This is a genomic window from Geminicoccus roseus DSM 18922, assembly GCF_000427665.1.
Lineage (GTDB): Bacteria > Pseudomonadota > Alphaproteobacteria > Geminicoccales > Geminicoccaceae > Geminicoccus > Geminicoccus roseus.
Window position 1 is genome coordinate 4702085 of record NZ_KE386572.1, and the last position, 25688, is coordinate 4727772.

Below are 25688 nucleotides of genomic sequence, written 5' to 3' on the forward strand. Positions count from 1 at the left end.
GCCCGCTCAGCGCGGCCGGGTGGTCCGCCCGCTTTCTGGCGAGAGCGCCGGGTCGTCGCGCGTGGCCGCGATCAGCCGGCCGGTCGCCTCGAACTTCAGCTGCGCCCGGGTGCGGCCGTCCAGGCTGGCGGCAGGCTGGCCGGAACCCAGCGCGGCCAGGACCACCAGGTTCTCCTGGGTCACCATCCGGCCGAACCGGCGCTTCAGCCGCACCCATGCCTCGACAGCACCCAGCGCCCGCAGGTCGCTCAAGGTGCGGACCCCCACCGCGAGCAGGCGGCCCGCCAGGGAACGGGCAACCGCGACCGGCATGGTCCGCGGCGGTGGTGGCTGCGCGATCGGGCGACCGGCCGGGGTCACCTGCAGCCGTTCCGCCGCCAGGCTCTGTTCCAGCGCGCCGCGCTCGAACCCGGCAAACTCCACCAGCAGTTCCAGGTAGGCGCGCACGAAGTCCGGCCCGTGGCCGTCGGTGGAGAGGCCGTGGGCGCATTCGTGCAGGACGATCGGCCGGGTGCGGGCCCAGCGCGGCAGCTTGATCACCTCGCGCGACCCGGCGGCATGGCGCCGGCCGCGGCCGTCCTCCACCCTTGGCGGCGCCGCGTCCGTGCCCAGCCGCCGGGCGAACACCTGGTCCGCCAGCTCGCGGCAAGCCTGCAGCGACAGCGGCTTGCGGTCATGGGGCAGCACGTGGGCGGCTTCCCAGCGATAGAGCCGGCTGCGCTGGAAGTCGCGGGGGCGCGTTGCCGGCCGGCGCCGGGCGGCCGGTTGCGCAGGGGAGGGTTTGCGGCGTTGGGCCGTCAAGCGGAGAAGTCCTGGCAGGCTGGCGTTGCGACAGCGGCAGCTTGACGGGGGCGGGTCCAATCGGCAAGCGGCTGTGAATGATCACGAGACCCGCGAGACGATGACCAGCAGGAGCGATCCGCGCGGCTACTACGCCGCCCTGGGCGTACCCTTGACCGCGACGGCGGAGGACATCCGCCGCGCCTTTGGCGAGCGCGCCAAGCGGCTGCATCCGGACCAAACCGGCGGCCAGGGCGATCCCGCCAGCTTCCAGCGGGTCGTGGAAGCCTATGAGGTGCTGCGCGATCCCTCGCGCCGCCTGCGCTATGACGCCGACAGCGTCGACATGCACCGGGGCGAGCCGCTGGACTATGCCGAGTATGTCGAGGCGGCGGAGCCGGACCCGCTGGCGCGCCCCTGGTCGCCGCGGCGGTTCTGGCCGAGCGGACGGCTGCCGCTGGCCGACCTCGCGCTGCCGGGCCTGCCGGTGCTGGCCACGCTGGCGGCCCTGCTCGTGCTGGTGCTGGCCGGGTTCGCCTGGGCGCTGAGCCAGCGCGCCAGCCTGGCCGAGCGCGAGGAACGGATTTCGGAACTGACCCTTCAGGTCGAGCGCGCCCGGGCCGAGCAGGCCGAATCCGATGCGCGCTACCGGGCAGCCAGCATTGTCGACCTGGAGACCGCCCTGGCGGCCCCGGCGACGGAAGGGGAGCCGGCCCATGTGTTTGCGGCCGACCTGCGCTTCGAGCCGGGCTCGGCCGAGCTGGGCGCGGCCCTGGACCAGCAGATGGTCCAGGCGGTGGAGGAACTCTCGGCGGTGGTGGCGCAGATCCCAGCCGACCGGAACTGGCTGGTGCTGATCCAGGGCCAGGCGGCCCGCGCCGCGGGCGTCGCCGGGGTCGAGGTGGCCAGCTGGCAGCTCTCCTTGCTGCGGATCAGCCAGATCATCGACCGCCTGGTCCAGGCCGGCCTGCCGGCCGACCATGTCGCCATGCGCTTCTCGGCGGGCTTCGCGCCCGAGGCGGCCGGCGCCGATCCGGCCCGCACCGTGGAGCTTCGGGTGGTGTGCTGCCTCAGATGACCGGAGCCGCCCGGGGCGGCGCCTGGTCCAGCAGGCTGCGCAGGCGGCGCAGCGCCGATTTCAGCCGGTCCTCCTCCGCCACCGAGCCCAGCGCCACCCGGACCGCCCGGGGCGCCCCGCCACGGCCCACCGCGAACACGTCGGTCCGCGGCAGATGGAGGCCCACCCGCGCCGCCGCCTCCACCAGCCGCTCGGCGGTCCAGGAGGGCGGCAGGGGCAGCCAGAGATGCGGGCTGCCCTCGGGCGGCGCCAGCCCCAGCGCGTCGCCGGCAATCTCGTGGCGCCGCGCGATCTGGTGCCGGATCCGCTCCAGGAGCTCGTCGGCCAAGCCCTCGTTCAGCCATTCGGTGAACAAGGCCGGCGACAAGGGCGAGGCCGCGACCACCAGGTCGTGCAGCGCGGTGGTGATCGCCGCCACCCGGTCCGGAGGCGCCACCAGGTAGCCCAGCCGCATGCCCGGCGACAGGCACTTGGACATGCCGCTCACCAGCACCGAGCGGTCCGGCACATGCGCGGTGATCGGTACCGGCCGCGACCGCGGCAGGTGGCCGTAGATGTCGTCCTCGATCAGCAGGAGGTCGGTGCGCTCCACCACCTGCGCGACCTGCCGGCGCCGCTCGTCGGGCATGGTCGAGCTGGTCGGGTTGTGCAGGGTCGGGCAGGTAACGAAGGCGCGACCGCCATGCAGGCGCGCCGCCGCCTCCAGCGCGTCGGGAAGGACGCCTTCCGCATCGGTGGCGACTGGCTCGACCCGGAACTTCAGCACGCCCAGCAGGTCGCGCGCGCCGGGATAAGTCAGCTGGTCGATCAGGATCGTGTCGCCCGGGCGCAGGCAGGCCAGGCTGGTGGCGGCGATCGCCGAGTGGACGCCGACCGTGACCAGCACCTGGTCGGGCGAGACCTCCAGCCCGGTCCGGCCGATCCAGGCCGCGATGGCGGCGCGGTGCTCGGCGATGCCGGCGGTGGGCGGATAGCGCCCGAACAGGGTCGAGCCGTGGCGGCTGAACGCCCGGGCCGCCGATTGGGCGGCCTCCTCGTCCGTCAGCGCCACCGGCGGCTGGTTGACCACTAGGTCCGCGGCGTTGACCGAATCCTCCCCGGCGATCCGGATCCGGCTCTGCCGGTCCTGGCGCTTGAGCACGAACGTGCCGCGGCCGACCTCGCCGGTCAAAAGGCCCCGGCTCTGCGCCAGCACGTAGGCGCGGTTCACCGTGCCCACGGTGACGCCCAGGGTCTTGGCGAGGTCGCGCACCGGCGGCAGGCGCTCGCCCGGCGCGAAGTCACCGGTGCCGATCGCCCGCTCCAGGGCGTCGGCGATGGCACGATAGGCCGGGCGGCCGTGCTCGGAGATGTCGCTGCGTTGGATCGGCATGGGTTTGATCAGTGCATTGACTCAGACAGCGAGTCAATTCGATGATGCCAGGGTCGGATCCGAATCGCTACGGCCCCTCCACCCACGAATGTATTGAGACATGATGGAGCATTCCGAGGATGTCCCAGGGGTGTTCACCGCGGCCGGCTTCCGCCGGGGTGCGGTGGGGGTGCTGGCGATCGTCCCGGCCGCGGCGGCGTTCGGCCTGGTCTACGGGGTGGCCGCCGCCGAGAAGGGGATGAGCCTGCTGGAGGTCGCCTTGAGCTGCATGGTGATCTTCGCCGGCGCCTCGCAGCTGGTCGCCATGGAACTCTGGCGGGAGCCGCTGCCGATCCTGGCCATGGTGCTCTCGGTGCTGGTGATCAATCTGCGCCACCTGCTGATGGGCGCCACCGCGGCGCCCTGGTTCCGCGGCGTTCCCGGCCTGCCGGCGTTCGCCTCGTTGTACTTCATGACCGATGAGTCCTGGGGGCTGGCGGTGGCGGAGCGGCGCCGGGGCCAGGTCGACGCCGCCTACATGCTCGGGGCAGGGGTCAGCCTGTGGGTGTTCTGGCTGGCCGCCTCGATGAGCGGCCATGCCCTGGGCGACCTGGTGCGCGGCTTCGACCCCAGCCTGTTCGGCTGGCTGATCACCGGGTTCTTCGTGGTGCTGCTTGCCGGGTTCTGGCGGGGCGCCGGCGACCTGCTGCCCTGGCTGGTCGCGGCCGGCGTGGCGCTCGCGACCCGCCAGGTCCTGCCCGGGACATGGTTCGTCCTGACCGGCGCCCTGGCCGGCTCGCTGCTGGGAGCATGGTCGCATGTCCGTCGACGCTGAGGGGGTCCTGGCCATCCTGCTGATGGGGCTGGCGACCTACGCCACCCGGATCGGCGGCTTCGTCCTGATCCGCCGGTTCCGGCCGGGCCCCTTCCTGGAGGCATGGTTCGGCCATGTGCCCGGCGCCGTGTTCGCCGCCCTGGTGGCGCCATCGGTCTGGCAAGCCGGCCCGCCTGGCTGGATCGGCGCCGGGGTCGGCTTCCTGGCGATGCGCTGGAGCGGGCAGTTCCTGATCGCCCTGTTCCTGTCCGTCGCCAGCTTCGCCCTCGTCCGCCACCTCATGACCTGACCCGAACCCGAGGAAACGCAGTCATGACCGATTATCGCTATCACCTGCTGGACGTGTTCACCCAGACCAAGCTGGCCGGCAATCAGCTGGCGGTGGTTCCCGAAGCGCAGGGCCTGGACGATCGCCGGATGCAGATGATCGCCCGCGAGTTCAATCTTTCCGAAACATTGTTCCTGTTCCCGCCGGCACGGCCGGACGCGCTGTTCTCGGTCCGGATCTTCACGCCCGGCGCCGAGATCGGCTTTGCCGGCCACCCGACCATCGGCGCGACCGTGCTGCTCGCCCATCTGGGGCTGCTGCCGGTCCAGGATGGGCGCGGCCGGGCGGTGCTGGACCTGGCAGCCGGGCCGGTGGAGGTGTCGATCGACCAGGGCACGGCCAGCCTGGTGGCGCCCAAGCCCCCGGTGCTGGCCGGTGTCACCAATGCCGCGGCCCTGACCTCGGCGGTGGGGCTGACCGAGCAGGAGGTGGTCGGGCCGGGCCGGCTGGCGACCGCCGGCACGGTGTTCGCCTTCCTGCAGGCCGCTTCGGCCGCCGATGTCGCCCGGGTGATCCCCGACCATGCCGCGATCGCCCGGCTGATGCCGTCGCCGGCCACCGGCCTCACCGTCTATGCCCGCTCCGGCCCGGACAGCTTCGACGTGCGGATGTTCGCTCCCCAGGAAGGGGTGTTCGAGGACCCGGCCACCGGCAGTTCCGCCGCAGCGATGGCGGCGCTGCTGCTCGCCGATGACGCCAGCTGCGCCGGGCGAACCTTTCTTCTGCGCCAGGGCGTGGCGATGGGCCGGCCCAGCGAAATCCATCTCCAGCCCTTCCTGCGTGACGACGGCACCCCGGCGGCCCGGGTGTCCGGACAGGCGGTGATCGTGGGCGAGGGCACGCTGTTTCTCTGAGGCCAACCAGTTCTTTGAGGGATTAAGGACGTCATGAACATCTATCACATCTGGTGCGATCTGATGCCCGGCATGTCCGACATGGAGTTCGCCCAGGCGATCGACGGCTATCTGGGCATGCTCGAGCAGAGGGGCAGCCTGCGCGGCTACCGGCTGACCCGGCGCAAGCTGGGCTTCGGGCCGAAGACGCTCGGCGAGTTCCACATGGCGATCGAGGTCGACGACCTCGCCATGCTGGACCAGGCGTTCGCCCAGGCGGCGTCGCGCACCGAGCCGGTCGAGGCGGCCCACCATGCGGTCAACCACATGGTCAGGAACGCCCAGTTCGCGCTCTACCGCGACTTCCCCGACCCGGTGCGCGTGACCGGCCAGGAACGGTTCTGATCTCCGCCTGCACCCATTCGAGCTTCAAGAGAACCCGATGAGCGCCAAGCTGTTCGAACCGATCACCCTGGGCGGCGTGCGGCTGCCCAACCGGTTCACCGTCTCGCCCATGTGCCAGTACGCCTCCAGGGACGGCATGGTAGCGCCCTGGCACCAGCAGCATGTCGGCGGCCTGGCGCTGGGCGGCGCCGGCCTGGTCGTGATGGAGGCCACCGCGGTCCTGCCCGAGGGCCGGATTACCCCGGCCGACCTCGGATTGTGGAACAGCGACCAGGAGGCCGGCCTGTCGAAGCTGCTGCGCGACGTGCGAAGCTATGCGCCGGAGCAGCGCTTCGGCCTGCAGCTCGCCCATGCCGGGCGCAAAGCAAGCTCGGCGGCGCCCTGGAAAGGCGGCCGGCAGCTTGGCCCCGACCAGGAGGGCTGGACGCCGGTGGCGCCGAGCCCGGAGCCGTTCGAGCCTGGGCGATCCATCCCGCAGGAACTCGACCAGCAGGGTATCCACCGGATCCGCGCGGCCTTTGTCCAGGCGGCCAGGCGGGCGCTCTGCGCCGGGTTCGACGCGATCGAGCTGCACGCGGCGCACGGCTACCTGCTGCACAGCTTCTGCTCGCCGCTCAGCAACCGGCGCGGCGATGCCTATGGCGGAAGTCTTGCCAACCGGATCCGGGCGTCGCTGGAGATCGCGGCGGCACTGCGGCTGGTGTGGCCGAAGGACAAGATCCTGGGCGCGCGCATCACCGGCTCGGACTGGCATACGGAGGGATTCACCCCGGAGGACGCCGGGAAGCTCGCCAATGAGCTGGCCGCGATCGGCTTCGACTACATCACGGTCTCGTCCGGCGGCATCCGCCCAGACATCCGGGTGCCGGTGGAGCCTGGCTACCAGGTGCCGTTCGCGCGGGCGGTGAAGAAGGCGGTCAGCGGCAGGCTGGCGGTGCAGGCGGTGGGCCTGCTGGTCACGGCCGCCCAGGCCGAGGAAGTCCTGGCCGACGGCCATGCCGACCTGGTCGCGATCGCCCGCGCCTATCTGGACGATCCGCGCTGGGGGCAGCATGCGGCCGAGGCGCTGGGCGAAAAGCCCGGCTGGCATGTCCGCCACGAGCGGGCAGGCGCCGCCCAATGGCCGGGCGCGGCGCTGAAGCGGTCGTGACCGCTTCAGCCAGCCTTGATTGGCGTCAGTGGATCTCGTCGGCCTCGGCCATGGCGCGCTTGAGCATCTCGATGTTGAAGTCGCTGGAGCGCGCGGCCTCCAGGATCGGGCGCTCCTTGCGCATGCAGGTGTCGATGGCGTCCGGAAGCTTGGCCAACAGGTCCAGGGGGATCACCGTGGCGCCGTGCCGGTCGGCATGGATCAGGTCGCCATGCTTCACCGGCATGCCGGCCACGTTCACGTCGATGCCGTACTCGACGCAATGGACGAAGGCGTGGTTCGGACCGACCGAGCCCGCCAGCAGCTGGAAGCCCGGCGCGATCATGTCCAGGTCGCGGATCGAGCCGTCGGTCACGCAGCCGAGCACGCCCAGCCCCTTGTGCACGGCGGTGTTGACCTCGCCCCAGAACGCCCCGGTGCCCTTGTGCTCGTCCAGGTCCTGGATCAGCGCGATGGTGGGATGCGGCTCGGAGCAGACATATTCATAATAGCCGATCCGGTGCTGGCGGGCCTCGTCGCCCTTGCGGTCGGACGGCCGGGTGGCGCGGATCGTGGCGGTGCGGGCGAAGCCGACGATCGGCTTGAGGTCCGGGAAGGCGCAGACCAGCGGCTGCAGGGTGAATCCCTCGGTCGAGCGGAAGCCACGCGCCTCTTCCAGGGCGTTGCAGATGGTGGGGGTGTCGAAGCCCGCCAGATGGTTGAAGAGATCCTGGTCGATGCCGCTCATGCCTTTTCGGCCTCCCGTTGCGCGCGGTGAACGACAAGGCTGGTAGCATGTGGCAGGTGGCAGAGCGACTGCCGGATGCCCATCTGTCCGACGGTGCGGCCGGTCCCGGTCCGGTGAACCACGTCAAGGAGTGAACCATTGAGTCTTCATCAGAACTACATCGCCGGCTCGTGGGTCGACGGCGCGTCTGTCTCGCGCAACATCAACCCGTCCGACCTGGACGACGTGGTCGGTGAGTACGCCCAGGCCGACGCGGCCCAGGCCAAGGAGGCCATCGCGGCCGCCAAGGAAGCTCTGAAGACCTGGCAGTTCAGCTCGATCCAGCAGCGTGCCGACCTGCTCGACAAGGTCGGCAACGAGATCCTGGCCCGCAAGGAGGAACTCGGCCGGCTCCTGTCGCGCGAGGAGGGCAAGACCCTGCCGGAAGGGATCATGGAGGTCGCCCGCGCCGGGCAGATCTTCAAGTTCTTCGGCGGCGAGGCCCTGCGCATCACCGGCGAGCGGGTCGATTCGGTCCGTCCGGGCATCGATGTCGACATGCGCCGCGACCCGATCGGCGTGGTCGGCCTGATCACGCCCTGGAACTTCCCGATCGCGATCCCGGCCTGGAAGATCGCGCCGGCCCTGGCCTACGGCAACACGGTGGTGTTCAAGCCGGCCGACCTGGTGCCCGGCTCCGCCCATGCCCTGGCCGAGATCATCATCAATGCCGGCGTGCCCAAGGGCGTGTTCAACCTGGTGATGGGCCGCGGCTCGGTGGTCGGCCAGGTGTTCCTGGACGATCCCCGGGTCAACGCGATCAGCTTCACCGGCTCGGTGTCGACCGGCAAGCGGGTCGCCGCCGCCGCCGCCGCGCGGCTGTGCAAGTTCCAGCTGGAGATGGGCGGCAAGAACCCGCTGGTCGTGCTGGATGACGCCGACCTGCAGACCGCGGTCAACTGCGCGGTCCAGAGCGGCTTCTTCGCCACCGGCCAGCGCTGCACCGCGTCCTCGCGGGTGATCGTCACCGAGGGCATCCACGACAAGCTGGTCGATTCGATGATCGAGACCACCAAGAACCTGGTGGTGGACGACGCCCTCAAGCAGGGCACCCAGATCGGCCCGGTGGTCGACCAGAGCCAGCTCGACCAGGACCTGGCCTACATCGACATCGCCCGCAAGGAAGGCGGCAAGCTGGCGTTCGGCGGCGAGCGGCTGAACCGCGAGAAGACCGGCTACTACCTGCAGCCGGCGCTGTTCACCGAGACCACCCCCGACATGCGGATCAACCGCGAGGAGGTGTTCGGCCCGGTGGTGAGCGTGATTCGGGTGAAGGACTATGAGGAGGCGCTGCACGTCGCCAACGACACCGAGTTCGGCCTGAGCTCGGGCATCTGCACCACCAGTCTCAAGCACGCCAGCCACTTCAAGAAGGCGTCCGAGGCCGGCATGGTGATGGTCAACCTGCCGACGGCGGGCGTCGACTACCACGTGCCGTTCGGCGGCCGGAAGGGCAGCTCCTACGGCTCGCGCGAGCAGGGTCGCTACGCCGCGGAGTTCTACACCACGGTCAAGACCAGCTACACGCTGCCCTGACCAGCAAGGGCTGCCCGGCCGGATCCGTCCGGCCGGGCAGGACCGGGGGAGGATGGAAGAAACGCCGGCTCGTCCCGCCCAGCTGGAACAGGCGCTGGCTGCCCTGCGGCGCGTGCTGGCAGGGGCGCTTCGTGCCGTCTACCTGCACGGATCGGCGGTCTTGGAGGGCCTGAGGCCGCAGAGCGACCTGGACCTCCTGGTGGTGGTCGACCGGCCGATGACCGAGGGAGAGCGCCGGAGCCTGCTCTCGGATCTGCTGCGGATCTCCGGCCGACATCCCGCCACCCCAGGCGGACCGCGCTGCGTCGAGATCATGATCTTCGTCGCATCGGCTCTGGCCAACGAGAGCCCACCGGCCCTGGCCGAGTTCACCTACGGCGAGTGGCTGCGCCCCGCCTTCGAGCGCGGCCTGTTGCCGATGCCCAGCCGCGATCCCGAGCACGTCCTGCTTCTCGCCCAGGCCCGGCAGGAAGCCCGGCCCCTTGTCGGCCCGCAGGCTTCGGAGTTGCTGCCCGAAGTCTCCCGAGAAGCCATCTCTCAAGCCATGAAGGAGGTGCTTCCGGCCCTGATGGGCGGCCTGCGCGGCGACGAGCGCAACGTGCTGCTCTCCCTGGCCCGGATATGGCGCACCGCGGCCACGGGCGAGTTCGTCTCCAAGAACGCGGCGGCGGCCTGGGCCATGCCGAAGATGCCGGAACCGCATGCCCGAACGCTGGATCTGGCGCACTGCGCCTATCTGGGCGATGTCGGGGACGACTGGACGAGCCGGCAGGCAAGCGCGGCCGGTGCCGCAGGCTATCTGCGGGAGCGCGTTCGGGCGCTTCTGGAAACCGAGTGAGGCCAGAGGCCGGGCAGGGCCACTGCATCAGGCGGGCTGCTCCTCCAGCGTCACGACCGCGTCTGCGCGATGGTGATGCCGGCTGGGCCTCTTGCCCGGAATGTCGATGGAGTTCCGCCGGTGGTCGGGGCGAGAGGATTCGAACCTCCGGCCTCTTGCTCCCGAAGCAAGCGCTCTACCAAGCTGAGCTACGCCCCGTCGTGCGGTGGGCGGGGAATAGCGGCAGGACCGCGACTGCGCAAGTGGGTTCCCGCTTCAGAACGCGCGATGAACCGAAAACTCGGCCAGGTCGGCCAGGGCGGTGCGGCAGGGACCGTCGGCGAACAGGGCCAGCGCGTCCTGGGCCTCGCTGCTGTAGGCCTCCGCGCGGGCGATGGTGTCGCGGATCGCGCCATGCTTCTGCATCAGGGCGATGGCGTGCTCCAGGTCGCCGTCCTTCTGGTCCATGTCCTCCATGCAGCGCTTCCAGAACGCGCGCTCGCCGTCGTCGGCGCGGTCGAACGCCAGGAGCACCGGCAGGGTGATCTTGCCCTCCCGGAAGTCGTCGCCGACGGTCTTGCCGAGCCGGGCATGGCCGGCGCCGTAGTCCAGCGCGTCGTCGATCAGCTGGAAGGCCACGCCCACCGAGCGGCCATAGGTCGCCAGCGCCTGCTCCTCGGCCGCCGAGCGGTCGGCCAGCACCGCGCCGACCTGCGCCGCCGCCTCGAACAGGGCCGCGGTCTTCGACGCGATCATGTGCAGGTAGGCAGCCTCGGTGGTGCTGGTGTCGTTGGTGGTCACCAGCTGCTCGACCTCGCCCTCGGCAATCACCGCCGAGGCGCGCGACAGGATCTCCAGGACGCGCAGCGAGCCGTCGGCCACCATCATCATGAAGGCGCGGCTGAACAGGAAATCGCCGACCAGCACCGGTGCCTTGTTGCCCCAGACCGCGTTGGCGGTGCGGCGGCCCCGGCGCAGGTCGCTCTCGTCGACCACGTCGTCGTGCAGGAGGGTGGCGGTGTGGATGAACTCGACGCAGGCGGCGAGGCCGACATGGCGCTCGCCCTCGTAGCCGCACATCCTGGCGGCCAGCAGGGTCAGCACCGGGCGGATCCGCTTGCCGCCGGCGGCGATCAGGTGACGCGCAAGCTCGGGAATGAGCGAGACCTCGCTCTGCATCTGCTCCAGGATCAGGCTGTTGACCTTCTCCATTTCGCCGGCGACCAGGGCGAGCGGGCCGTCCAGCCCTCCTGATGCCGGTCGCGGCGGAGCCGTGTCGTGGGGAAGGGGGGCCAAACTCAACTCCGTCGTCCTCGACCAGATGCGCGATATGCCTTGCGCGGCGCCGCGTTGCTACCATGGCCGGCGGATCAGTGGCAAACCGACCGGCAGGCGGAACGGCAGGCGGATGCCGGACCATTCTTGAGGTTGATACGAGCGGATGCCGAGCACGGCTCACCCTGACCGAACCCTGCCGCGAACCTATGGCCTGCTGGGCGGCCGTGTCCGCCTTCGGGACTGGCCGGACCGCGACCGGCCGGCGATCGACGCGCCGCTCCTGGCCGCCGCCGCCCCGGCCGCCGGGACGGTCCTTGATGCCGGCTGCGGCGGGGGGGCCGTCGGGCTGTGCCTGGCGGCGCGCCTGCCGCAGGCCCGGATCACCGCCCTGGACATCAGCACGGCTGCCGTGGCCGAAACCGCTGGCAATGTCGAGGAGAACGGCTGGAACGGCCGCTTCGAGGTGGTCCAGCGAAGCCTTGCGGCCTTTCGGGCAGACGGCTTCGAGCTGGTGCTGAGCAACCCGCCCTACCATGATCCGGCCTCGTCCCGCGCCGGAACCCCTGATCGCGACCAGGCCCGGTTCGGCGAAATCGAGCTTGGCGACTGGCTCGGCCACTGCCTGCGTCTGTGCCGGCCGCGCGGCCATCTGGTCGTGGTGCTGCGCGCCGACCGGATCGCCGCCGCCATCACCGCCATCGATCCGGCGGCCGGCGACCTGCGTATTCTGCCCCTGTACGGGCGGGCCGGCCAGCCGGCGAGCCGGGTTCTGATCCGGGCACGCAAGGCCGTGCGCAGCCCGTCCCGGATCCTGCCGGGCCTGGTGCTGCACGAGGCGGATGGCGGGTGGACCGCCGCCGCGCACAGAATTTTGGCGGACGCTGCCGCCATCGACTGGGAAAGTGGAAGCATCGCATGAATTTTCGCCGGATCTGGCCATTCCGCCGCGGCCCCGTGGTGCCGCTCGTGCGCCTCACCGGGGTGATCGGCAACCTGCCCGGCCGGGGCGGCCTGACCCTGTCGGGAGTCGATTCAATGCTGGACGCGGCGTTCGGCCACAAGAGCACCGACACGGTCGCGATCGTGATCAACAGCCCGGGCGGCTCGCCGGTCCAGTCCGCGCTGATCAGCGAGAAGATCCGCCTCCTGGCCGACCGCAAGAAGAAGCGGGTGCTGACCTTTGCCGAGGACGTCGCCGCCTCGGGGGGCTACTGGCTGCTCTGCGCCGGGGACGAGACCTTCGCCCATCGCTGCTCGCTGGTGGGCTCGATCGGGGTGATCTCGGCCGGGTTCGGCTTCACTGAGGCGATCGCCAAGCTCGGCATCGAGCGCCGGGTCCGCACCAAGGGCGAGCGCAAGGCGCTGCTCGACCCGTTCCGGCCGCAGTCCAAGGAGGACCTGGAACTGCTGGACGAGATCCAGGCCGACATCCACCGCGCCTTCATCGACCAGGTGCGCACCCGCCGCGCCGGCCGGCTCAAGGGTGAGGAATCCGAGATCTTCTCCGGGCGGGTATGGCTCGGCGACCGCGCCCGGGAGCTGGGCCTGGTCGACCAGCTGGGCGCGCCGGAGACGGTGTTGCGCGCAAGGTTCGGGGATCAACTGAAGATCCGCGCCTATGGAAGGCGCCGCTCCTGGCTGCAGCGGCGGCTGGGCGTCGGGCCGGTCGCGGACGAGCTGGTCGGGCTCGTCGAAGAACGGCTGGCGTTCGGCCGGTTCGGGCTTTAATCGGGAGCCATGATCGGCACGCTCTCCATCGGCAAGCTCCTCCTGCTGGCCCTCGTGGTGGCCGTCGTGTTCTTCGTGATGCGCAGCCGCGCGAAGTCGAAGGCCGAGGCCACCGCAGCACCGCGCGGCAACCCCCGGACGGTCAACCTGACCGCCTGTCCGCGCTGCGGCACCTTCCTGCCCAAGGGCTCCTGGTGCACCTGCGACCGCAAGTGATTCGCCGGGCGCCCGCAAGGCGCCCGGCTCGGCTTGCCCGGCCTCTCCGCCGCCACTAAGGTCCGCGCCACTTTCGGTGCAAGGGCACGTGACGGAGACCAGTTTGCGCGACCAGGGTAGACCCGGCTTTCAGGACCTCATCCTCACCCTGCAGCGTTTCTGGGCGGATCAGGGCTGCGTGATCCTGCAGCCCTACGACATGGAGGTGGGTGCTGGCACCTTCCATCCGGCCACGACCTTGCGCGCCCTGGGCCCGCAGCCCTGGAACGCCGCCTATGTCCAGCCGTCGCGCCGGCCGACCGACGGCCGCTACGGCGAGAACCCGAACCGGCTGCAGCACTACTACCAGTTCCAGGTGATCCTGAAGCCGTCGCCGCCGGACATCCAGGAGCTCTACCTCAAGTCGCTCTACGCCCTGGGCGTCGACCCGGCGATGCACGACCTGCGCTTCGTCGAGGACGACTGGGAGAGCCCGACCCTGGGTGCCTGGGGCCTGGGCTGGGAGGTCTGGTGCGACGGCATGGAGGTCAGCCAGTTCACCTATTTCCAGCAGGTCGGCGGCATCGACTGCAAGCCGGTGTCGGGCGAGCTGACCTACGGGCTGGAGCGCCTGGCCATGTACATCCAGGGCGTCGAGAACGTGTACGACCTGGACTTCAACGGCCGTGGCTTCACCTACGGCCAGGTGTTTCACCAGGCCGAGCGCGAGTATTCGGCGTTCAATTTCGAGCACGCCGACACCGAGATCCTGTTCCGCCATTTCGAGGACGCCGAGCGGCACTGCAGCCGGATCCTGGAGCAACGCTTGCCGCTTCCCGCCTACGACCAGTGCCTGAAGGCCAGCCACCTGTTCAACCTCCTGGACGCGCGCGGCGTGATCTCGGTGACCGAGCGGCAGGCCTATATCGGCCGGGTCCGCGCCCTGGCCAAGGGCTGCTGCGAGGCATGGCTGGAAACGCAGCTGGCGGAGGCCGCCCGTGGCTGAGCTGCTGATCGAGCTGTTCTCCGAGGAGATCCCGGCCCGGATGCAGGACCCGGCGCGCGCCGACCTGGCCCGGCTGGTCGGCACGGGCCTGGCCGAGGCCGACCTCGCCGCCACGTCGATCCGCACGTTCGCCACCCCGCGTCGCCTGGTGCTGGTGGCCGAGGGCGTGCCGGAGCGCCAGCCGGACCGGACGGTGGAGAAGCGCGGGCCGCGCGTGGACGCGCCGCAGCAGGCCAAGGACGGGTTCTTCGCCAGCCTGAACGGAATCGAGCATCGCCTGGAAGAGCGCGACGAGGGCAAGAAGGGCCGGGTGCTCTACGCCCTGATCGCCCAGTCCGGCGCCCCGGCCTCATCCGTGGTCAAGGAACTGGTCGAGAACGTCCTGGCACGGTTTCCCTGGCCGAAATCGATGCGCTGGGGCAGCGGCGAGGCCCGCTGGGTCCGCCCGCTCCAGTCGATCCTCTGCCTGCTCGACGGCGAGGTCGTGCCGGTCGCGTTTGGCGGGCTGACCGCCGGGCGGACGAGCTTCGGCCATCGCTTCATGGCGCCGGACGCATTCGAGGTCGCCGGGTTCGACGATCTGGTCGCCAAGCTCGATGCCGCCAACGTGATCCTGGACCAGGACCGCCGCCGCGCGCTGATCCTGGAGCGGGCCCGGGACCTGGCCGCGCAGGCCGGCCTGACCCTTGGCCATGATCCGGGCCTGATCGAGGAACTGAAGGGCCTGGTGGAGTGGCCGGTGCCGCTGTCCGGCCGGATCGAGCCGACCTTCATGGAGCTGCCGTCGGAGGTGCTGGTCACCTCGATGCGCGAGCACCAGAAATATCTCTCCACCCGCAACGCCGACGGCAGCCTCGCCGACCGCTTCGTCACCGTCGCCAACCGGGAGACCGCCGATGGTGGCGCCGCGGTGATCGCCGGCAACGAGCGGGTCCTGCGCGCGCGGCTGTGGGACGCCAAGTTCTTCTGGGGCAAGGACCGCGAGCGGCCGCTGGAATCGCGCCTGCCGCAGCTCGGCCGCATGGTGTTCCATGCCGAGCTCGGCACGCTGGAGGCTAAGGTCCAGCGCCTGGTGGCGCTGACCGGCACGCTGTGCGCCCACATCCCGGACTGCGACCGCACCGGCGCCGAGCGCGCGGCCCTGCTGGCGAAATGCGACCTCGTCACCGGCATGGTCGGCGAGTTCCCGGAGCTGCAGGGCACCATGGGCGGCTACTACGCCCGCCACCAGGGCGAGAGCGACGTGATCGCCGCCGCCGTGGCCGAGCATCACGCGCCCAAGGGGCCGGACGACCTGTGTCCCTCGGCGCCCGCCGCGGTGGCGGTGGCGCTGGCCGACAAGATCGACACCCTGGTGGGCTTCTTCGCCGCCGGCATCCGTCCGACCGGCTCCAAGGACCCGTTCGCCCTGCGCCGCGCCGCCTTGGGCGTGATCCGGCTGGTGGTGGAGAACGGCCTGCGCCTGCCGCTGGCCGCCGTGTTCGCCGCCTCGCTGGATCTTTACGGCGAGCGGTTCGCCGCGACCGACCGGGAGGCCTTGAGCCGGGAACTGATCGGCTTCTTCGTCGACCGGCTGCAGGTCCAGCAGCGCGCGAAGGGCACCCGGCACGACCTGATCGCGGCGGTGGTCGCCGCTGGGGCCGACGACGACCTGGTGCGGATCCTCGCCCGGGTCGGGGCGCTGCAGGCGTTCCTGGCCACCGAGGACGGCGTCAACCTGGTGGCGGCCTGGCGCCGCGCCACCAACATCGTCCGGATCGAGGAAAAGAAGGACAAGGCCAGCTACCAGGGCACGCCGGAGGCGTCGCTCCTGGAGGATCCGGCGGAGCAGTCGCTGGCTCAGGCCCTGCAGGAGGCCGGCCGGTCGATCGAGACGGCCCTGCGGTCAGAGGACTATGGTACCGCCATGGCCGCCCTGGCGTCGCTGCGGCCGGTGCTGGACCAGTTCTTCGACAAGGTGCTGGTCAATGTCGACGCGGCAGACGTGCGGCGAAACCGGCTATACCTATTGTCCACCATCCGCAGCGCCCTAGGTGCCGTGGCGGATTTCAGTAAGGTCGAGGATGTCCCGGCCCAGGCGGGCAGGACCTGATCTCAACCGGTTCTCTTGAGATCAACAGGCGAGGTATCGGCATGGCGCGGTGGGTCTACAGCTTCGGTGGCGGCGTGGCCGATGGAGCGGCGGGGATGAAGCCGCTGCTGGGCGGCAAGGGCGCCAACCTGGCCGAGATGGCCAAGCTCGGCCTGCCCGTCCCGCCGGGGTTCACCATCACCACCGAGGTGTGCGCCCACTATTACGCCAACGGCAAGCACTATCCGGCCGAGCTGGCGGGGGAAGTCACGGCCGCGCTGGGCGCGGTCGAGAAGCTGCTGGAGCGCGGCTTCGGCGATCCCGAGCGCCCGCTGCTTGTCTCGGTGCGCTCCGGTGCGGCGGTTTCCATGCCCGGGATGATGGACACTGTCCTCAATCTCGGCCTGAACGACCAGACCGTGGAGGGCCTGGCCAAGGCCAGCGGCGACCGGCGCTTCGCCTTCGACAGCTATCGCCGCTTCATCCAGATGTTCGGCGACGTCGTGCTCGAGGTCGATCACTACCTGTTCGAAGAGGCCATGGAGGACCTCAAGCGCGACCGCGGAGCTCGTTTCGACACCGACCTTTCCGCGGAGGACCTGGAGCTCCTGGTCCGCCAGTACAAGACGATCGTCCAGCAGTCGATCGGCCGGCCGTTCCCCGAGGATCCGAAGGACCAGCTCTGGGCGGCGATCGGCGCGGTGTTCGGCTCCTGGATGACCCCGCGCGCGGTCACCTACCGCCGCCTGCACGACATCTCCTCGGTGATGGGCACCGCGGTGACCGTCCAGGCGATGGTGTTCGGCAACATGGGCAACGACTGCGCCACCGGCGTGGCGTTCACCCGCAACCCGTCCACCGGCGAGAACGCCTACTACGGCGAGTTCCTGGTCAACGCCCAGGGCGAGGACGTGGTGGCCGGCATCCGCACGCCGCAGCCGCTCACTCGCAAGATGGGCGAGGAGGGCGGCAACGACCTGCCGCCGATGGAGGAGGTCCTCCCGCAGTCCTATGCCGAGCTGGTGACGCTCTTCCAGAAGCTGGAGAGCCACTACCGCGAGATGCAGGACATCGAGTTCACCATCGAGAAGGGCAAGCTGTTCGTCCTGCAGACCCGGACCGGCAAGCGCACCGCCCAGGCGGCGCTCAAGATCGCCGTGGAGATGGCCAAGGACGGGATCCTAACCGAGGACGAGGCGGTGCTCAGGGTCGACCCGGCCTCGCTCGACCAGCTCCTGCATCCCACCCTCGATCCCGCCGCCGAGAAGACCATCCTGTGCAAGGGCCTGCCGGCCTCGCCGGGTGCGGTGTCCGGCAAGGTGGTGTTCTCCGCCGACATGGCCGAGCGGCGGGCGGCGGCCAGCGAGAAGGTGATCCTGGTCCGGATCGAGACCTCGCCGGACGACATCCACGGCATGCACGCCGCCGAGGGCATCCTGACCAGCCGCGGCGGCATGACCAGCCATGCGGCGGTGGTGGCGCGCGGCATGGGCAAGGCCTGCGTGTGCGGGGCCGGCGACCTGCTGATCGACTACGAGAACCGCTGCTTCTACGTGCGCGGCACCAAGATCGCCGAGGGCGACCTGATCACGGTGGACGGCGGCACCGGCACGGTGATGCTGGGCCAGGTGCCGACCGTCGAGCCGCAGCTTTCCAACGAGTTCGCCACGCTGATGGAGTGGGCCGACCGGGCGCGGGTGCTCAAGGTGCGCACCAACGCCGAGACGCCCCTGGATGCGCGTACCGCACGCCGGTTCGGCGCGGAAGGCATTGGGCTTTGCCGCACCGAGCACATGTTCTTCCAGAACGAGCGGATCCTCGCGATGCGCGAGATGATCCTGGCCGAGGACGGGGCAGGGCGCACCCGTGCGCTCGCCAAGGTCCTGCCGATGCAGCGCCAGGACTTCGTCGAGCTGTTCACCATCATGCAGGGCCTGCCGGTGACCATCCGGCTGCTCGACCCGCCGCTGCACGAGTTCCTTCCCCACGAGCCGCACGAGATCACCGAGGTCGCGGCCGCGGCCGGCGTCGAGCCCAAGATGGTCAAGCGCCGCCTGGCCGAGCTGACCGAGGCCAACCCGATGCTGGGGCTGCGCGGCTGCCGGCTGGGCGTGCTGTTCCCCGAGATCTACGAGATGCAGGCCCGCGCCATCTTCGAGGCGGCGGTGGAGGTCTGGGGCAAGTCCGGCGAGACCATCATCCCCGAGGTGATGATCCCGCTGATCGGAATGGCGCGCGAGCTGGAGCTGATCAAGGCCCGGGTCGAGGCGACCGCGCGGACGGTGATCCAGGAGAGCGGCCGCGAGCTGACCTACCTGATCGGCACCATGATCGAGCTGCCGCGCGCGGCCCTGCAGGCCGAGGCAATCGCGCAGCATGCCGCGTTCTTCAGCTTCGGCACCAACGACCTGACCCAGATGGCGCTGGGCCTGTCGCGCGACGACAGCGGCAAGTTCATGGAACGCTACATCCAGGAAGGCATCTTCCACGCCGACCCGTTCCAGACCCTGGACCAGGACGGGGTGGGCGAATTGATCCGGATCGCCAAGGAGCGCGGCCGCAAGACCCAGCCGGACCTGAAGCTCGGCATCTGCGGCGAGCATGGCGGCGACCCGGCCTCGGTGGAGTTCTGCCACCGGGTCGGCCTGGACTACGTGTCCTGCTCGCCCTACCGGGTGCCGATCGCGCGGCTGGCCGCGGCGCAGGGCGCCATCCGCGCCAAGGCCGCCTGAACCAGGCGGCTCAGCCCGGCGGCAGCCAGGCCGGACGACGCACCGTCAGACGGGTGTCGCCGGCCTGGAGCACCTGGTCGGCGGCGTCCAGCCGGACCAGCGCCAGCCCGAGATCGCCCGCGGACGAGCGCATCTCGCCAACCTCGCTGTCCCCAGCGCGCAGCGGCGTGCCGGGGTCCGGCGCCTCGCCGGCGATCTCCACCGGGAACAGCCGCTTCTTCAGCAGGCCTCGATACTTCATCCGCGCGGTCAGTTCCTGGCCGACATAGCAGCCCTTGGCGAAATCGACCCCGCCCAGCTCGTCGAACCCGGCCTCCAGCAGCGTGGTCTTCTCCGCCACCAGGTCGCGGCTGCCGTCGGGCACGCCGTGCAAGAGGCGCAGCCGGTCCCAGTCGGCGAGCGAGCCTGCAGCGGCGCCGGCCAGCTCCGGGGCTTTCGGTGCCAGCAGGCGCACGCCGAGGGCGGCCAGGCGCGGATCGACCGCGGCGACGCCGTCCAGGGCAGGGGTGCTGGCCCCGGCCTGTGCCGGCAGGCCGGCAGCCCCGGGCGCCTCGTCGCCCAGCAGCGCGAACACCCGGCATTCGTCGCTGATATCCTCAATGGTGACCTTGGCGCGCAGCCGGTAGAGCATCAGCCGGCGCATCAGGTCCGCGGCAGCCCCGGTTTCCACGTCCAGCAGGAAGGTCTCGCCGTCCGGGTAGAGGAAAAAGTCGGCCAGGTACTTGCCCTGCGGGGTGAGCAGGGCGCTCCAGATCGCCAGGCCGCGCTCGACCCTGCCGACATCGCCGCTGATCAGGTTCTGCAGGAACGACGCACGCTCCGCGCCGCCGATCCGCAGCACGGACCGCTGGTCCAGTTCGACGACGACCAGCCCGCTCATCCATCCACCTCGATCCATGATCCAACCGGCTGCAATGTCGGATCGATCCGGTCCGGCCGCAACCCGTCCCGGCTTTCAGAGCAGCGCCAGGAGCCGCCGTTCCAGGCGCCGGGACTGGCGGACCGCGTCGAAATCCTCCCGCACCGACGCCAGCGCCGCCTGGCGCAGACGCAGGCGCAGCCCGTCCTCGCTCGCCAGCCGGTTGATCGCGGCGGCCATGCCCGGCACGTCGCCTTCCTCGACCAGGAGCCCGGTCACGCCGTCGCGCACCGCTTCCGGAATGCCGGCATGGCGGGTCGCGAGCACGGGCAGTCCGCGCGCCTGGGCTTCCAGGACCACGGTCGGCAGTCCTTCCGAATCGCCGCCGGCAGCCTTGCGGCTGGGGACGAGCAGGGCCAGGGCCGAGGCCATCGCTTCCGCAACCTGGTCGGGCGCCAGCCAGCCCGGAAAGCGCACCGGCAGGTCCTTGGCCCGGGCTTCCAGCTCCGCCCGCAGCGGCCCGTCGCCGACCAGCACCAGTTCGAGATCAGAGCCGGCAGCGCGGGCGGCGCGCAGGGTCTCGATGGCGTCGCCAAAGCCTTTCTTGGCCACGAACCGGCCGACCGCCAGCAGCTGCCGCGATGGCGCGGCCGGATCCGGGGCCGCCACCGGCAGCTCCACGCCCAGATGGTGCACCGCCAGGAGCTCCTCGCGCACGCCGCGCTCCAGGAGCCGCCGGCGCACGAACTCGGAAACGCACAAAAAGCGGCTGGCGTTGCGCTGCAGGCGCTGCCAGCGGCGCTGGAACACGGTCGGGATCAGGGAGCGGCGGAAATGCTTGTCCTTGCTGGCGTCGCCGCCATGGAACGTCACCACCAGCGGCACGTCCAGCGCCCGGGCCAGCGGCAGCGCCAGGGCGCCGCCGCGGCCGAACTGGGCATGGACGACGCGCACGTCCTGCGCGCGCGCCCAGCGCAGCAGGGCTGCCGGGACCAGGCCGAACTGCTTGAACAGCGGCACCTGGGCCGAATGGGTCCCGGCAAGCTCGCCCAGGATCGCGGCCGGGTGGTCCAGCCGGTCGAAGGCGCTATCGCGCCGGCAGCCGAGATAGACCGGCTCCAGCGCGGTGAACGCCTGGTACTGGCGGGGAACGAAGCCTTCAGGCGGGGCGAGCAGGCGGTCGCGATAGACCAGGACGGCTGGCATCGGCAGCGCTTCAGGACCGCTGCACGTCGATCCCGGCTGTGCCGGTCCTGATCGTGGGTAGACACGTTATGACAAACCGGAACGCTTTTCCTCGCGGCAGGTTCATCCTACAGTCGCGACGCCGTTGGTACGTGCGCCCGGCCTTTCTCAGTTCATGGGAGTCATCCATGTCGTTCTTCCGCATGATTCTTGTTCTGATGACCTTGCTCCTGACGACCAGCGCGCTCACCGCGTGCAACACGATCGGCGGCGCCGGCGAAGACATCAAGGCCGGTGGCGATGCCATTTCCGACACGGCTGACGACGTGAAGGACAAGATGTAAGTCGATGTTCGGGCGCAGCGGCCGGGATGCCGGCCGCTGCGCCCGGTTCCGCCGATGCCGCTCAGTGCGCCAGGATCTGGCTGAGGAACAGCTTGGTCCGGTCGTTCTTCGGGTGGTTGAAGAACTCGTCGGGCGCTGCCTGCTCGACGACCTCGCCCTTGTCCATGAACACCACGAAGTCCGCGACCGCCTTGGCGAATCCCATCTCGTGGGTGACGCAGATCATGGTCATGCCTTCGTCCGCCAGCGTGACCATGGTGTCGAGCACCTCCTTGACCATCTCCGGGTCGAGCGCCGAGGTCGGCTCGTCGAACAGCATGATCTGCGGCTTCATGCACAAGGCCCGCGCGATCGCCACGCGCTGCTGCTGGCCGCCGGAGAGCTGCCCCGGATACTTGTCGGCCTGCTCGGGGATCCGCACCCGTTCCAGGTAGTAGCGCGCGGTCTTCTCGGCCTCGGCCTTCGGCGTCTTGCGCACCCAGATCGGCGCCAGGGTCAGGTTCTCCAGGATGGTCAGGTGCGGAAACAGGTTGAAGTGCTGGAACACCATGCCGACCTCGCGCCGGATCGCGTCGACGTTCTTCACGTCCGAGGTCAGCTCGATCCCGTCCACCACGATCCGGCCCTGCTGATGTTCCTCCAGCCGGTTGATGCACCGGATCATGGTCGACTTGCCCGAGCCGGACGGGCCGCACACCACGACCTTCTGCCCCTTCTCCACCGTCAGATTGACATCGCGGAGAACGTGGAACTGGCCGTACCACTTGTTGACCTGATCCAGCTGGATCATCGCCTCGGTGCTCATGCCGGGGTTCTCCATCAATGCTTGTGGCCGGTCTGGAGCTTTCGCTCCAGATGCTGGCTGTATCGGGACATGGCGTAGCAGAAGATCCAGAACCCGAAGCCTGCGGCGATGTAGGTCTCGATCGACTTGCCCAGCCATTCCGGGCTGGCCACGATCATCCGGGCGATGCCGAGCAGGTCGTAGAGGCCCATGATCAGCACCAGCGAGGTGTCCTTCAGCAGGCCGATGAAGGTGTTGACGATGCCCGGGATCACCAGCCGCAGCGCCTGGGGCAGGATGATCAGCCCCATGCTCTGCCAGTAGTTCAGCCCCATCGCCTCGGCCGCCTCGTACTGCCCCTTCGGGATCGCCTGCAGGCCGCCGCGGATCACCTCCGCCATATAGGCGCCGCTGAAGATCGACACCCCGATCAGCGCCCGGGTCAGCTTGTCGACCGACCAGCCCGGCGGGAAGAACAGCGGCAGCATCACCGATGCCATGAACAGCACGGTGATCAGCGGCACGCCGCGCACGATCTCGATCACGGTGACGCAGATGGCCTTGATGATCGGCATGTTGGAGCGCCGGCCCAGCGCCAGCGCCACCCCGATCGGCAGGCTCGCGGCGATGCCGACCAGCGAGATCACCAGGGTCAGGAACAGGCCGCCCCACAGATTGGTCTCGACGAAGCGCAGCCCGCCCCAGCCGCCGGCCAGGATGAAGTCGCCGATCACCGGCAGCAGGATCAGCAGGAGCGCGCCATAGAGCAGCTTCTGCTTCATCCAGTCGAAGAACAGCGGCACCATCGCCAGGATCACCAGCAGCGCCACGATGTTGACGCGCCAGCGCGATTCCGGCGGATAGAGGCCGTAGATGAACTGGCCGAACCGGACCTTCACCACCGTCCAGCAGGCTCCGTCGAAGGTGCAGGCGTCCTTGGTCTGGCCGGCGATGGTCGCATCGAAGATCGCCCAGCGCAGCAAGGGCGGGATGACCCAGGCCAGGAACAGCACGACCAGGATCGTGAGCACCGTGTCGAAGGGCGTCGCGAACAGGTTGCGCTTCATCCAGGCCAATGGCCCGGCGGAGGAGCTGGGCGGCGGCAGGGCGGCCTCAGCGGCCGCGGCGTTCGTGGATGCCATGGATCAGCGCTCCACCAGCGCGATACGCGCGTTGTACCAGTTCATGAAGGCCGAGGTGAGCAGGCTCAGCGCCAGGTAGACCGACATGGTGATCGCGATCACCTCCACCGCCTGGCCGGTCTGGTTGTTGATGGTCCCGGCGATGCCGAACAGGTCGGGATAGCCCACCGCCACGCCCAGGGAGCTGTTCTTGGTCAGGTTCAGGTACTGGCTGGTGAGCGGCGGCACGATGATCCGGAGCGCCTGCGGCACCACCACCAGGCGCAGGGTCTGCTTGCGGTCCAGGCCCAGGGCACTGGCCGCCTCGGTCTGCCCCTTGCTTACCGCCAGGATGCCGGACCGGACGATCTCGGCAATGTAGGAGGCGGTATAGATCGACAGGCCCAGCACCAGCGCCACGAACTCGGGCTGCAGGTTGAAGCCGCCCTGCGGGCGGAACCGGCCGATCGTGGTGTATTCCAGTTCCAGCGGGATGCCGGTGCCGAAGAGCACCAGGATCGGCAGGCCGAACAGGATCGCCAGGGTGATCCATAAAGTCGGCAGGCCGTGGCCGGTCGCCTCGCGCCGCTTGCGCGCGACACGGGCGAACAGCCAGGCGCCGACGATCGCCACCGGGATCGAGAGGAAGAACAGCCCTGCCCCGTCCAGCGGGATCACCCGCGGAATGAACAGCCCGCTCGTGTTCAGAAACACCGTGTCGGCGAGGTTGAAGCCGTCGCGTGGCCCCGGCAGGACCAAGACCAGTACCGTGTAGACGAAGATCAGCTGCAGCAGGATCGGGATGTTGCGCAGGATCTCGACATAGGTCCCCGACAGGCGCGCCACCAGCCAGTTGTGCGAAAGCCGCCCGATGCCGACCAGGAAGCCGATGATGGTGGCCAGCACGATGCCGCAGATCGCCACCAGCCCGGTGTTCAGCAGCCCGACCAGGAAGGCGCGGCCGAAGGTCGAAGCGGAACTGTAGGGGATCAGGCTCTGGGAGACGTCGAAGCCCGAGGGCCGTCCCAGGAAGCCGAAGCCGGTGGAGACGCCCAGGCGCTGCAGGTTGGTGACGGTGTTCTGGATCAGGTAGGCGCCGACCGCGATCACCACGCCGATGGCGATGAGCTGGTAGAACACCGAGCGGACGCGGGGGTCGTTCCAGAAGGCCGGACGGGCTGGAGCTCGCGGAGCGGATTGCGCCATGGTCACTCCCTCGATGGTCTTGCTGCCGGCAGTGGTGATGGATCGCTTCACGAAACATGGGAGGGGCGCCTACTCGACAGCGCCCCTCCCCGTCGATCAGCGGAACGGCATAGCGTACTGCAGCCCGCCTTCGGTCCAAAGCGCGTTCAGGCCGCGCTCGATCTGCAGCGGCGAGTCCATGCCGACATTGCGCTCGAAGCTCTCGCCATAGTTCCCGATCTGCTTGACGATCTGGTGGGCGAAGTCGTTCGACACGCCAAGCGCGCTGCCCAGCTCGTCCAACTTGCCCAGGAAGCGCTGGATGTCGGGGTTCTCGGTCTCGGCGGCGATCTGGTCGACGTTCTCCGAGGTGATTCCGAACTCCTCGGCCTGCACCATGGCGTAGAACGACCAGCGCACCACGTCGGCCCACTCGTCGTCGCCCTGGCGGACGGCCGGCCCGAGCGGCTCCTTGCTGATGATCTCCGGCAGGACCATGTGCGCGTCCGGGTCCTGCAGCTTGGTGCGGGTCGAGTACAGGCCCGAGGCGTCCGTGGTGAGCACGTCGCAGCGGCCGCCGTCATAGGCGGCCAGGACCTCATCGTTGTTCTCGAAGACGACGCCCTGGTACTGCATGTTGTTGGCGCGGAAGAAGTCCGCGAGATTGAGCTCCGTGGTGGTGCCCGCCTGCACGCAGACCGAGGCGCCGTCGAGTTCCAGCGCGGACTTTACGCCCAGGTCCTTCGTGGCCATGAAGCCCTGGCCGTCATAGTAATTGATGGCCGGGAAATCGAGGCCGAGCGACGTGTCGCGGGAGAGCGTGTTGGTCGTGTTGCGCGACAGCACGTCGATCTGGCCGGACTGCAGCGCGGTGAACCGCTCCTTGGCGTTGAGCGGCGTGTACTTGACCTTGCTCGGATCGTTGAACAGCGCCACGGCCACCGCCTTGCACAGGTCGATGTCGATGCCCGACCACTCGTTCTGGTCGTTCACCGACGCGAAACCCGGCAGGCCCGACACGTTGACGCCGCATTGGACGAAGCCCTTCGACTTCACTGCATCGAGCGCGGGACCGGCTTGCGCCGCGGCCGCGCCGAGCGCGATCAGGGCACTGGCGCCAAGCAGACTCGAGAGACGCATGATTGACTCCGTGGTTCGAGGGCCCGTTGGCCATTCCTGACGGCAGTGTACTGCTACACTGTCGGTCCGGTAACAGCCATGACATGCAATTTTCGGGCTGCCAACCGCCGCTCGCGACCTTTCGGAACGGATGGCAGCCACGCGCTTCGCGCAAGGCCCGGCCCGTGCTAGCCGAAGCCCT

25 protein-coding genes and 1 tRNA gene are annotated in these 25688 nt (G+C 69.7%); 15 read left to right on the forward strand and 11 right to left on the reverse strand.

The genetic code is table 11. From position 1 onward, the window contains the following. Positions 1 to 6: 6 nt before the first annotated feature. A complete protein-coding gene (locus tag GEMRO_RS0123200; RefSeq protein WP_157505712.1) occupies positions 7 to 801 on the reverse strand; it encodes a TfoX/Sxy family DNA transformation protein in 795 nt (264 codons plus the stop codon). Between the two features lie 100 nt (positions 802 to 901). Between GEMRO_RS0123200 and GEMRO_RS33000 the strand changes: the two genes are divergently transcribed. Beyond that, positions 902 to 1858, forward strand: a complete 957-nt coding sequence (locus GEMRO_RS33000) for a DnaJ domain-containing protein (RefSeq protein WP_027135918.1) — start codon at positions 902 to 904, stop codon at positions 1856 to 1858. Here GEMRO_RS33000 and GEMRO_RS31405 read toward each other — a convergent pair. Next, the gene (locus GEMRO_RS31405; RefSeq protein ID WP_051329392.1) at positions 1851 to 3230 is read right to left on the reverse strand and encodes an aminotransferase-like domain-containing protein; all 1380 of its coding nucleotides are present in this window, start codon (positions 3228 to 3230) and stop codon (positions 1851 to 1853) included. The genes GEMRO_RS33000 and GEMRO_RS31405 overlap by 8 nt on opposite strands. Positions 3231 to 3330: 100 nt before the next feature. Here GEMRO_RS31405 and GEMRO_RS0123215 point away from each other — a divergent pair, with 100 nt between their 5' ends. From GEMRO_RS0123215 to GEMRO_RS31410, 5 genes are read left to right on the forward strand one after another with little or no spacing between them, the layout of a single operon-like run. Further along, positions 3331 to 4044 carry an AzlC family ABC transporter permease gene (locus tag GEMRO_RS0123215; protein WP_051329393.1) on the forward strand — a complete coding sequence of 238 codons (714 nt, stop codon included), beginning with the start codon at positions 3331 to 3333 and terminating at the stop codon, positions 4042 to 4044. Continuing rightward, positions 4028 to 4333, forward strand: coding sequence for an AzlD family protein (locus tag GEMRO_RS0123220; protein WP_027135920.1), 306 nt, complete (start codon positions 4028 to 4030; stop codon positions 4331 to 4333). Before GEMRO_RS0123215 ends, GEMRO_RS0123220 begins: the two co-directional genes overlap by 17 nt. 23 nt (positions 4334 to 4356) lie before the next feature. Further along, entirely contained in the window at positions 4357 to 5226 is an 870-nt protein-coding gene (locus tag GEMRO_RS0123225) for a PhzF family phenazine biosynthesis protein (RefSeq protein ID WP_027135921.1), read from the forward strand. Between the two features lie 33 nt (positions 5227 to 5259). Beyond that, positions 5260 to 5610, forward strand: a complete 351-nt coding sequence (locus tag GEMRO_RS0123230) for a DUF6614 family protein (RefSeq protein WP_027135922.1) — start codon at positions 5260 to 5262, stop codon at positions 5608 to 5610. Positions 5611 to 5647: 37 nt separating this feature from the next. Continuing rightward, complete coding sequence (locus tag GEMRO_RS31410; protein WP_035485867.1) at positions 5648 to 6760, forward strand: NADH:flavin oxidoreductase/NADH oxidase; 1113 nt, start codon at positions 5648 to 5650, stop codon at positions 6758 to 6760. Between the two features lie 25 nt (positions 6761 to 6785). Here the strand turns inward: GEMRO_RS31410 and GEMRO_RS0123240 are convergent, their stop codons facing one another. Continuing rightward, a complete protein-coding gene (locus tag GEMRO_RS0123240; RefSeq protein ID WP_035485869.1) occupies positions 6786 to 7487 on the reverse strand; it encodes an RraA family protein in 702 nt (233 codons plus the stop codon). Positions 7488 to 7625: 138 nt separating this feature from the next. Here GEMRO_RS0123240 and GEMRO_RS0123250 point away from each other — a divergent pair, with 138 nt between their 5' ends. Further along, positions 7626 to 9062, forward strand: a complete 1437-nt coding sequence (locus GEMRO_RS0123250; protein ID WP_027135924.1) for an aldehyde dehydrogenase family protein — start codon at positions 7626 to 7628, stop codon at positions 9060 to 9062. A 52-nt stretch (positions 9063 to 9114) separates the two neighbouring features. Further along, positions 9115 to 9900 carry an aminoglycoside adenylyltransferase family protein gene (locus tag GEMRO_RS0123255; protein ID WP_027135925.1) on the forward strand — a complete coding sequence of 262 codons (786 nt, stop codon included), beginning with the start codon at positions 9115 to 9117 and terminating at the stop codon, positions 9898 to 9900. A 121-nt stretch (positions 9901 to 10021) separates the two neighbouring features. On the opposite strand, the gene GEMRO_RS0123260 is transcribed toward GEMRO_RS0123255, so the two are convergent. Together GEMRO_RS0123260 and GEMRO_RS0123265 are read right to left on the reverse strand one after the other, a co-directional pair. Then, positions 10022 to 10098: transfer RNA gene (locus GEMRO_RS0123260), tRNA-Pro, on the reverse strand. Between the two features lie 57 nt (positions 10099 to 10155). Then, complete coding sequence (locus tag GEMRO_RS0123265; RefSeq protein ID WP_407645406.1) at positions 10156 to 11181, reverse strand: polyprenyl synthetase family protein; 1026 nt, start codon at positions 11179 to 11181, stop codon at positions 10156 to 10158. A gap of 139 nt (positions 11182 to 11320) precedes the next feature. Between GEMRO_RS0123265 and GEMRO_RS0123270 the strand changes: the two genes are divergently transcribed. From GEMRO_RS0123270 to ppdK, 6 genes are all read left to right on the forward strand, one after another. Then, a complete protein-coding gene (locus GEMRO_RS0123270; RefSeq protein WP_051329394.1) occupies positions 11321 to 12076 on the forward strand; it encodes a tRNA1(Val) (adenine(37)-N6)-methyltransferase in 756 nt (251 codons plus the stop codon). Further along, positions 12073 to 12885 (forward strand): S49 family peptidase, encoded by an 813-nt coding sequence (locus tag GEMRO_RS0123275; protein ID WP_027135928.1) that lies wholly within the window; start codon positions 12073 to 12075, stop codon positions 12883 to 12885. The genes GEMRO_RS0123270 and GEMRO_RS0123275 overlap by 4 nt, the downstream gene beginning before the upstream one ends. Positions 12886 to 12894: 9 nt before the next feature. Then, positions 12895 to 13101, forward strand: coding sequence for a hypothetical protein (locus tag GEMRO_RS0123280; protein WP_027135929.1), 207 nt, complete (start codon positions 12895 to 12897; stop codon positions 13099 to 13101). A 103-nt stretch (positions 13102 to 13204) separates the two neighbouring features. After that, on the forward strand, positions 13205 to 14086 hold the full coding sequence (locus GEMRO_RS0123285; RefSeq protein ID WP_027135930.1) for a glycine--tRNA ligase subunit alpha: 882 nt from the start codon (positions 13205 to 13207) through the stop codon (positions 14084 to 14086). Then, positions 14079 to 16178, forward strand: coding sequence for a glycine--tRNA ligase subunit beta (glyS, locus tag GEMRO_RS0123290; RefSeq protein ID WP_027135931.1), 2100 nt, complete (start codon positions 14079 to 14081; stop codon positions 16176 to 16178). The genes GEMRO_RS0123285 and glyS overlap by 8 nt, the downstream gene beginning before the upstream one ends. A 41-nt stretch (positions 16179 to 16219) precedes the next feature. Further along, the gene (ppdK, locus tag GEMRO_RS0123295) at positions 16220 to 18889 is read left to right on the forward strand and encodes a pyruvate, phosphate dikinase (RefSeq protein WP_027135932.1); all 2670 of its coding nucleotides are present in this window, start codon (positions 16220 to 16222) and stop codon (positions 18887 to 18889) included. 10 nt (positions 18890 to 18899) lie between these two features. Here the strand turns inward: ppdK and ygfZ are convergent, their stop codons facing one another. Both ygfZ and GEMRO_RS0123305 read right to left on the reverse strand, forming a co-directional pair. Then, the gene (ygfZ, locus tag GEMRO_RS0123300) at positions 18900 to 19769 is read right to left on the reverse strand and encodes a CAF17-like 4Fe-4S cluster assembly/insertion protein YgfZ (RefSeq protein WP_027135933.1); all 870 of its coding nucleotides are present in this window, start codon (positions 19767 to 19769) and stop codon (positions 18900 to 18902) included. Between the two features lie 75 nt (positions 19770 to 19844). After that, positions 19845 to 20954, reverse strand: coding sequence for a glycosyltransferase (locus GEMRO_RS0123305; RefSeq protein ID WP_027135934.1), 1110 nt, complete (start codon positions 20952 to 20954; stop codon positions 19845 to 19847). Between the two features lie 167 nt (positions 20955 to 21121). Here GEMRO_RS0123305 and GEMRO_RS0123310 point away from each other — a divergent pair, with 167 nt between their 5' ends. After that, entirely contained in the window at positions 21122 to 21277 is a 156-nt protein-coding gene (locus tag GEMRO_RS0123310) for an entericidin A/B family lipoprotein (protein ID WP_051329395.1), read from the forward strand. A gap of 61 nt (positions 21278 to 21338) precedes the next feature. On the opposite strand, the gene GEMRO_RS0123315 is transcribed toward GEMRO_RS0123310, so the two are convergent. The 4 genes from GEMRO_RS0123315 to GEMRO_RS0123330 all read right to left on the reverse strand — a co-directional run bounded on the left by GEMRO_RS0123315 (position 21339) and on the right by GEMRO_RS0123330 (position 25507). After that, complete coding sequence (locus GEMRO_RS0123315) at positions 21339 to 22082, reverse strand: amino acid ABC transporter ATP-binding protein (RefSeq protein WP_276202841.1); 744 nt, start codon at positions 22080 to 22082, stop codon at positions 21339 to 21341. 14 nt (positions 22083 to 22096) lie between these two features. Continuing rightward, positions 22097 to 23203, reverse strand: a complete 1107-nt coding sequence (locus tag GEMRO_RS0123320; RefSeq protein ID WP_035485872.1) for an amino acid ABC transporter permease — start codon at positions 23201 to 23203, stop codon at positions 22097 to 22099. Between the two features lie 3 nt (positions 23204 to 23206). Continuing rightward, positions 23207 to 24388, reverse strand: a complete 1182-nt coding sequence (locus tag GEMRO_RS0123325) for an amino acid ABC transporter permease (protein ID WP_027135938.1) — start codon at positions 24386 to 24388, stop codon at positions 23207 to 23209. 96 nt (positions 24389 to 24484) lie between these two features. Then, positions 24485 to 25507, reverse strand: a complete 1023-nt coding sequence (locus tag GEMRO_RS0123330; RefSeq protein WP_027135939.1) for an amino acid ABC transporter substrate-binding protein — start codon at positions 25505 to 25507, stop codon at positions 24485 to 24487. Between the last annotated feature and the right edge of the window lie 181 nt (positions 25508 to 25688).

Coding starts and splice junctions, on each gene's coding strand:
- GEMRO_RS33000 (WP_027135918.1), top strand. CDS start 902: ATGACCAGCAGGAGCGATCCGCGCGGCTACTACGCCGCCCTGGGCGTA.
- GEMRO_RS31405 (WP_051329392.1), bottom strand. CDS start 3,230: ATGCCGATCCAACGCAGCGACATCTCCGAGCACGGCCGCCCGGCCTAT.
- GEMRO_RS0123215 (WP_051329393.1), top strand. CDS start 3,331: ATGATGGAGCATTCCGAGGATGTCCCAGGGGTGTTCACCGCGGCCGGC.
- GEMRO_RS0123220 (WP_027135920.1), top strand. CDS start 4,028: ATGTCCGTCGACGCTGAGGGGGTCCTGGCCATCCTGCTGATGGGGCTG.
- GEMRO_RS0123225 (WP_027135921.1), top strand. CDS start 4,357: ATGACCGATTATCGCTATCACCTGCTGGACGTGTTCACCCAGACCAAG.
- GEMRO_RS0123230 (WP_027135922.1), top strand. CDS start 5,260: ATGAACATCTATCACATCTGGTGCGATCTGATGCCCGGCATGTCCGAC.
- GEMRO_RS31410 (WP_035485867.1), top strand. CDS start 5,648: ATGAGCGCCAAGCTGTTCGAACCGATCACCCTGGGCGGCGTGCGGCTG.
- GEMRO_RS0123240 (WP_035485869.1), bottom strand. CDS start 7,487: ATGAGCGGCATCGACCAGGATCTCTTCAACCATCTGGCGGGCTTCGAC.
- GEMRO_RS0123255 (WP_027135925.1), top strand. CDS start 9,115: ATGGAAGAAACGCCGGCTCGTCCCGCCCAGCTGGAACAGGCGCTGGCT.
- GEMRO_RS0123270 (WP_051329394.1), top strand. CDS start 11,321: ATGCCGAGCACGGCTCACCCTGACCGAACCCTGCCGCGAACCTATGGC.
- GEMRO_RS0123275 (WP_027135928.1), top strand. CDS start 12,073: ATGAATTTTCGCCGGATCTGGCCATTCCGCCGCGGCCCCGTGGTGCCG.
- GEMRO_RS0123280 (WP_027135929.1), top strand. CDS start 12,895: ATGATCGGCACGCTCTCCATCGGCAAGCTCCTCCTGCTGGCCCTCGTG.
- ppdK (WP_027135932.1), top strand. CDS start 16,220: ATGGCGCGGTGGGTCTACAGCTTCGGTGGCGGCGTGGCCGATGGAGCG.
- ygfZ (WP_027135933.1), bottom strand. CDS start 19,769: ATGAGCGGGCTGGTCGTCGTCGAACTGGACCAGCGGTCCGTGCTGCGG.
- GEMRO_RS0123305 (WP_027135934.1), bottom strand. CDS start 20,954: ATGCCAGCCGTCCTGGTCTATCGCGACCGCCTGCTCGCCCCGCCTGAA.
- GEMRO_RS0123310 (WP_051329395.1), top strand. CDS start 21,122: ATGTCGTTCTTCCGCATGATTCTTGTTCTGATGACCTTGCTCCTGACG.
- GEMRO_RS0123315 (WP_276202841.1), bottom strand. CDS start 22,082: ATGAGCACCGAGGCGATGATCCAGCTGGATCAGGTCAACAAGTGGTAC.
- GEMRO_RS0123320 (WP_035485872.1), bottom strand. CDS start 23,203: ATGGCATCCACGAACGCCGCGGCCGCTGAGGCCGCCCTGCCGCCGCCC.
- GEMRO_RS0123325 (WP_027135938.1), bottom strand. CDS start 24,388: ATGGCGCAATCCGCTCCGCGAGCTCCAGCCCGTCCGGCCTTCTGGAAC.
- GEMRO_RS0123330 (WP_027135939.1), bottom strand. CDS start 25,507: ATGCGTCTCTCGAGTCTGCTTGGCGCCAGTGCCCTGATCGCGCTCGGC.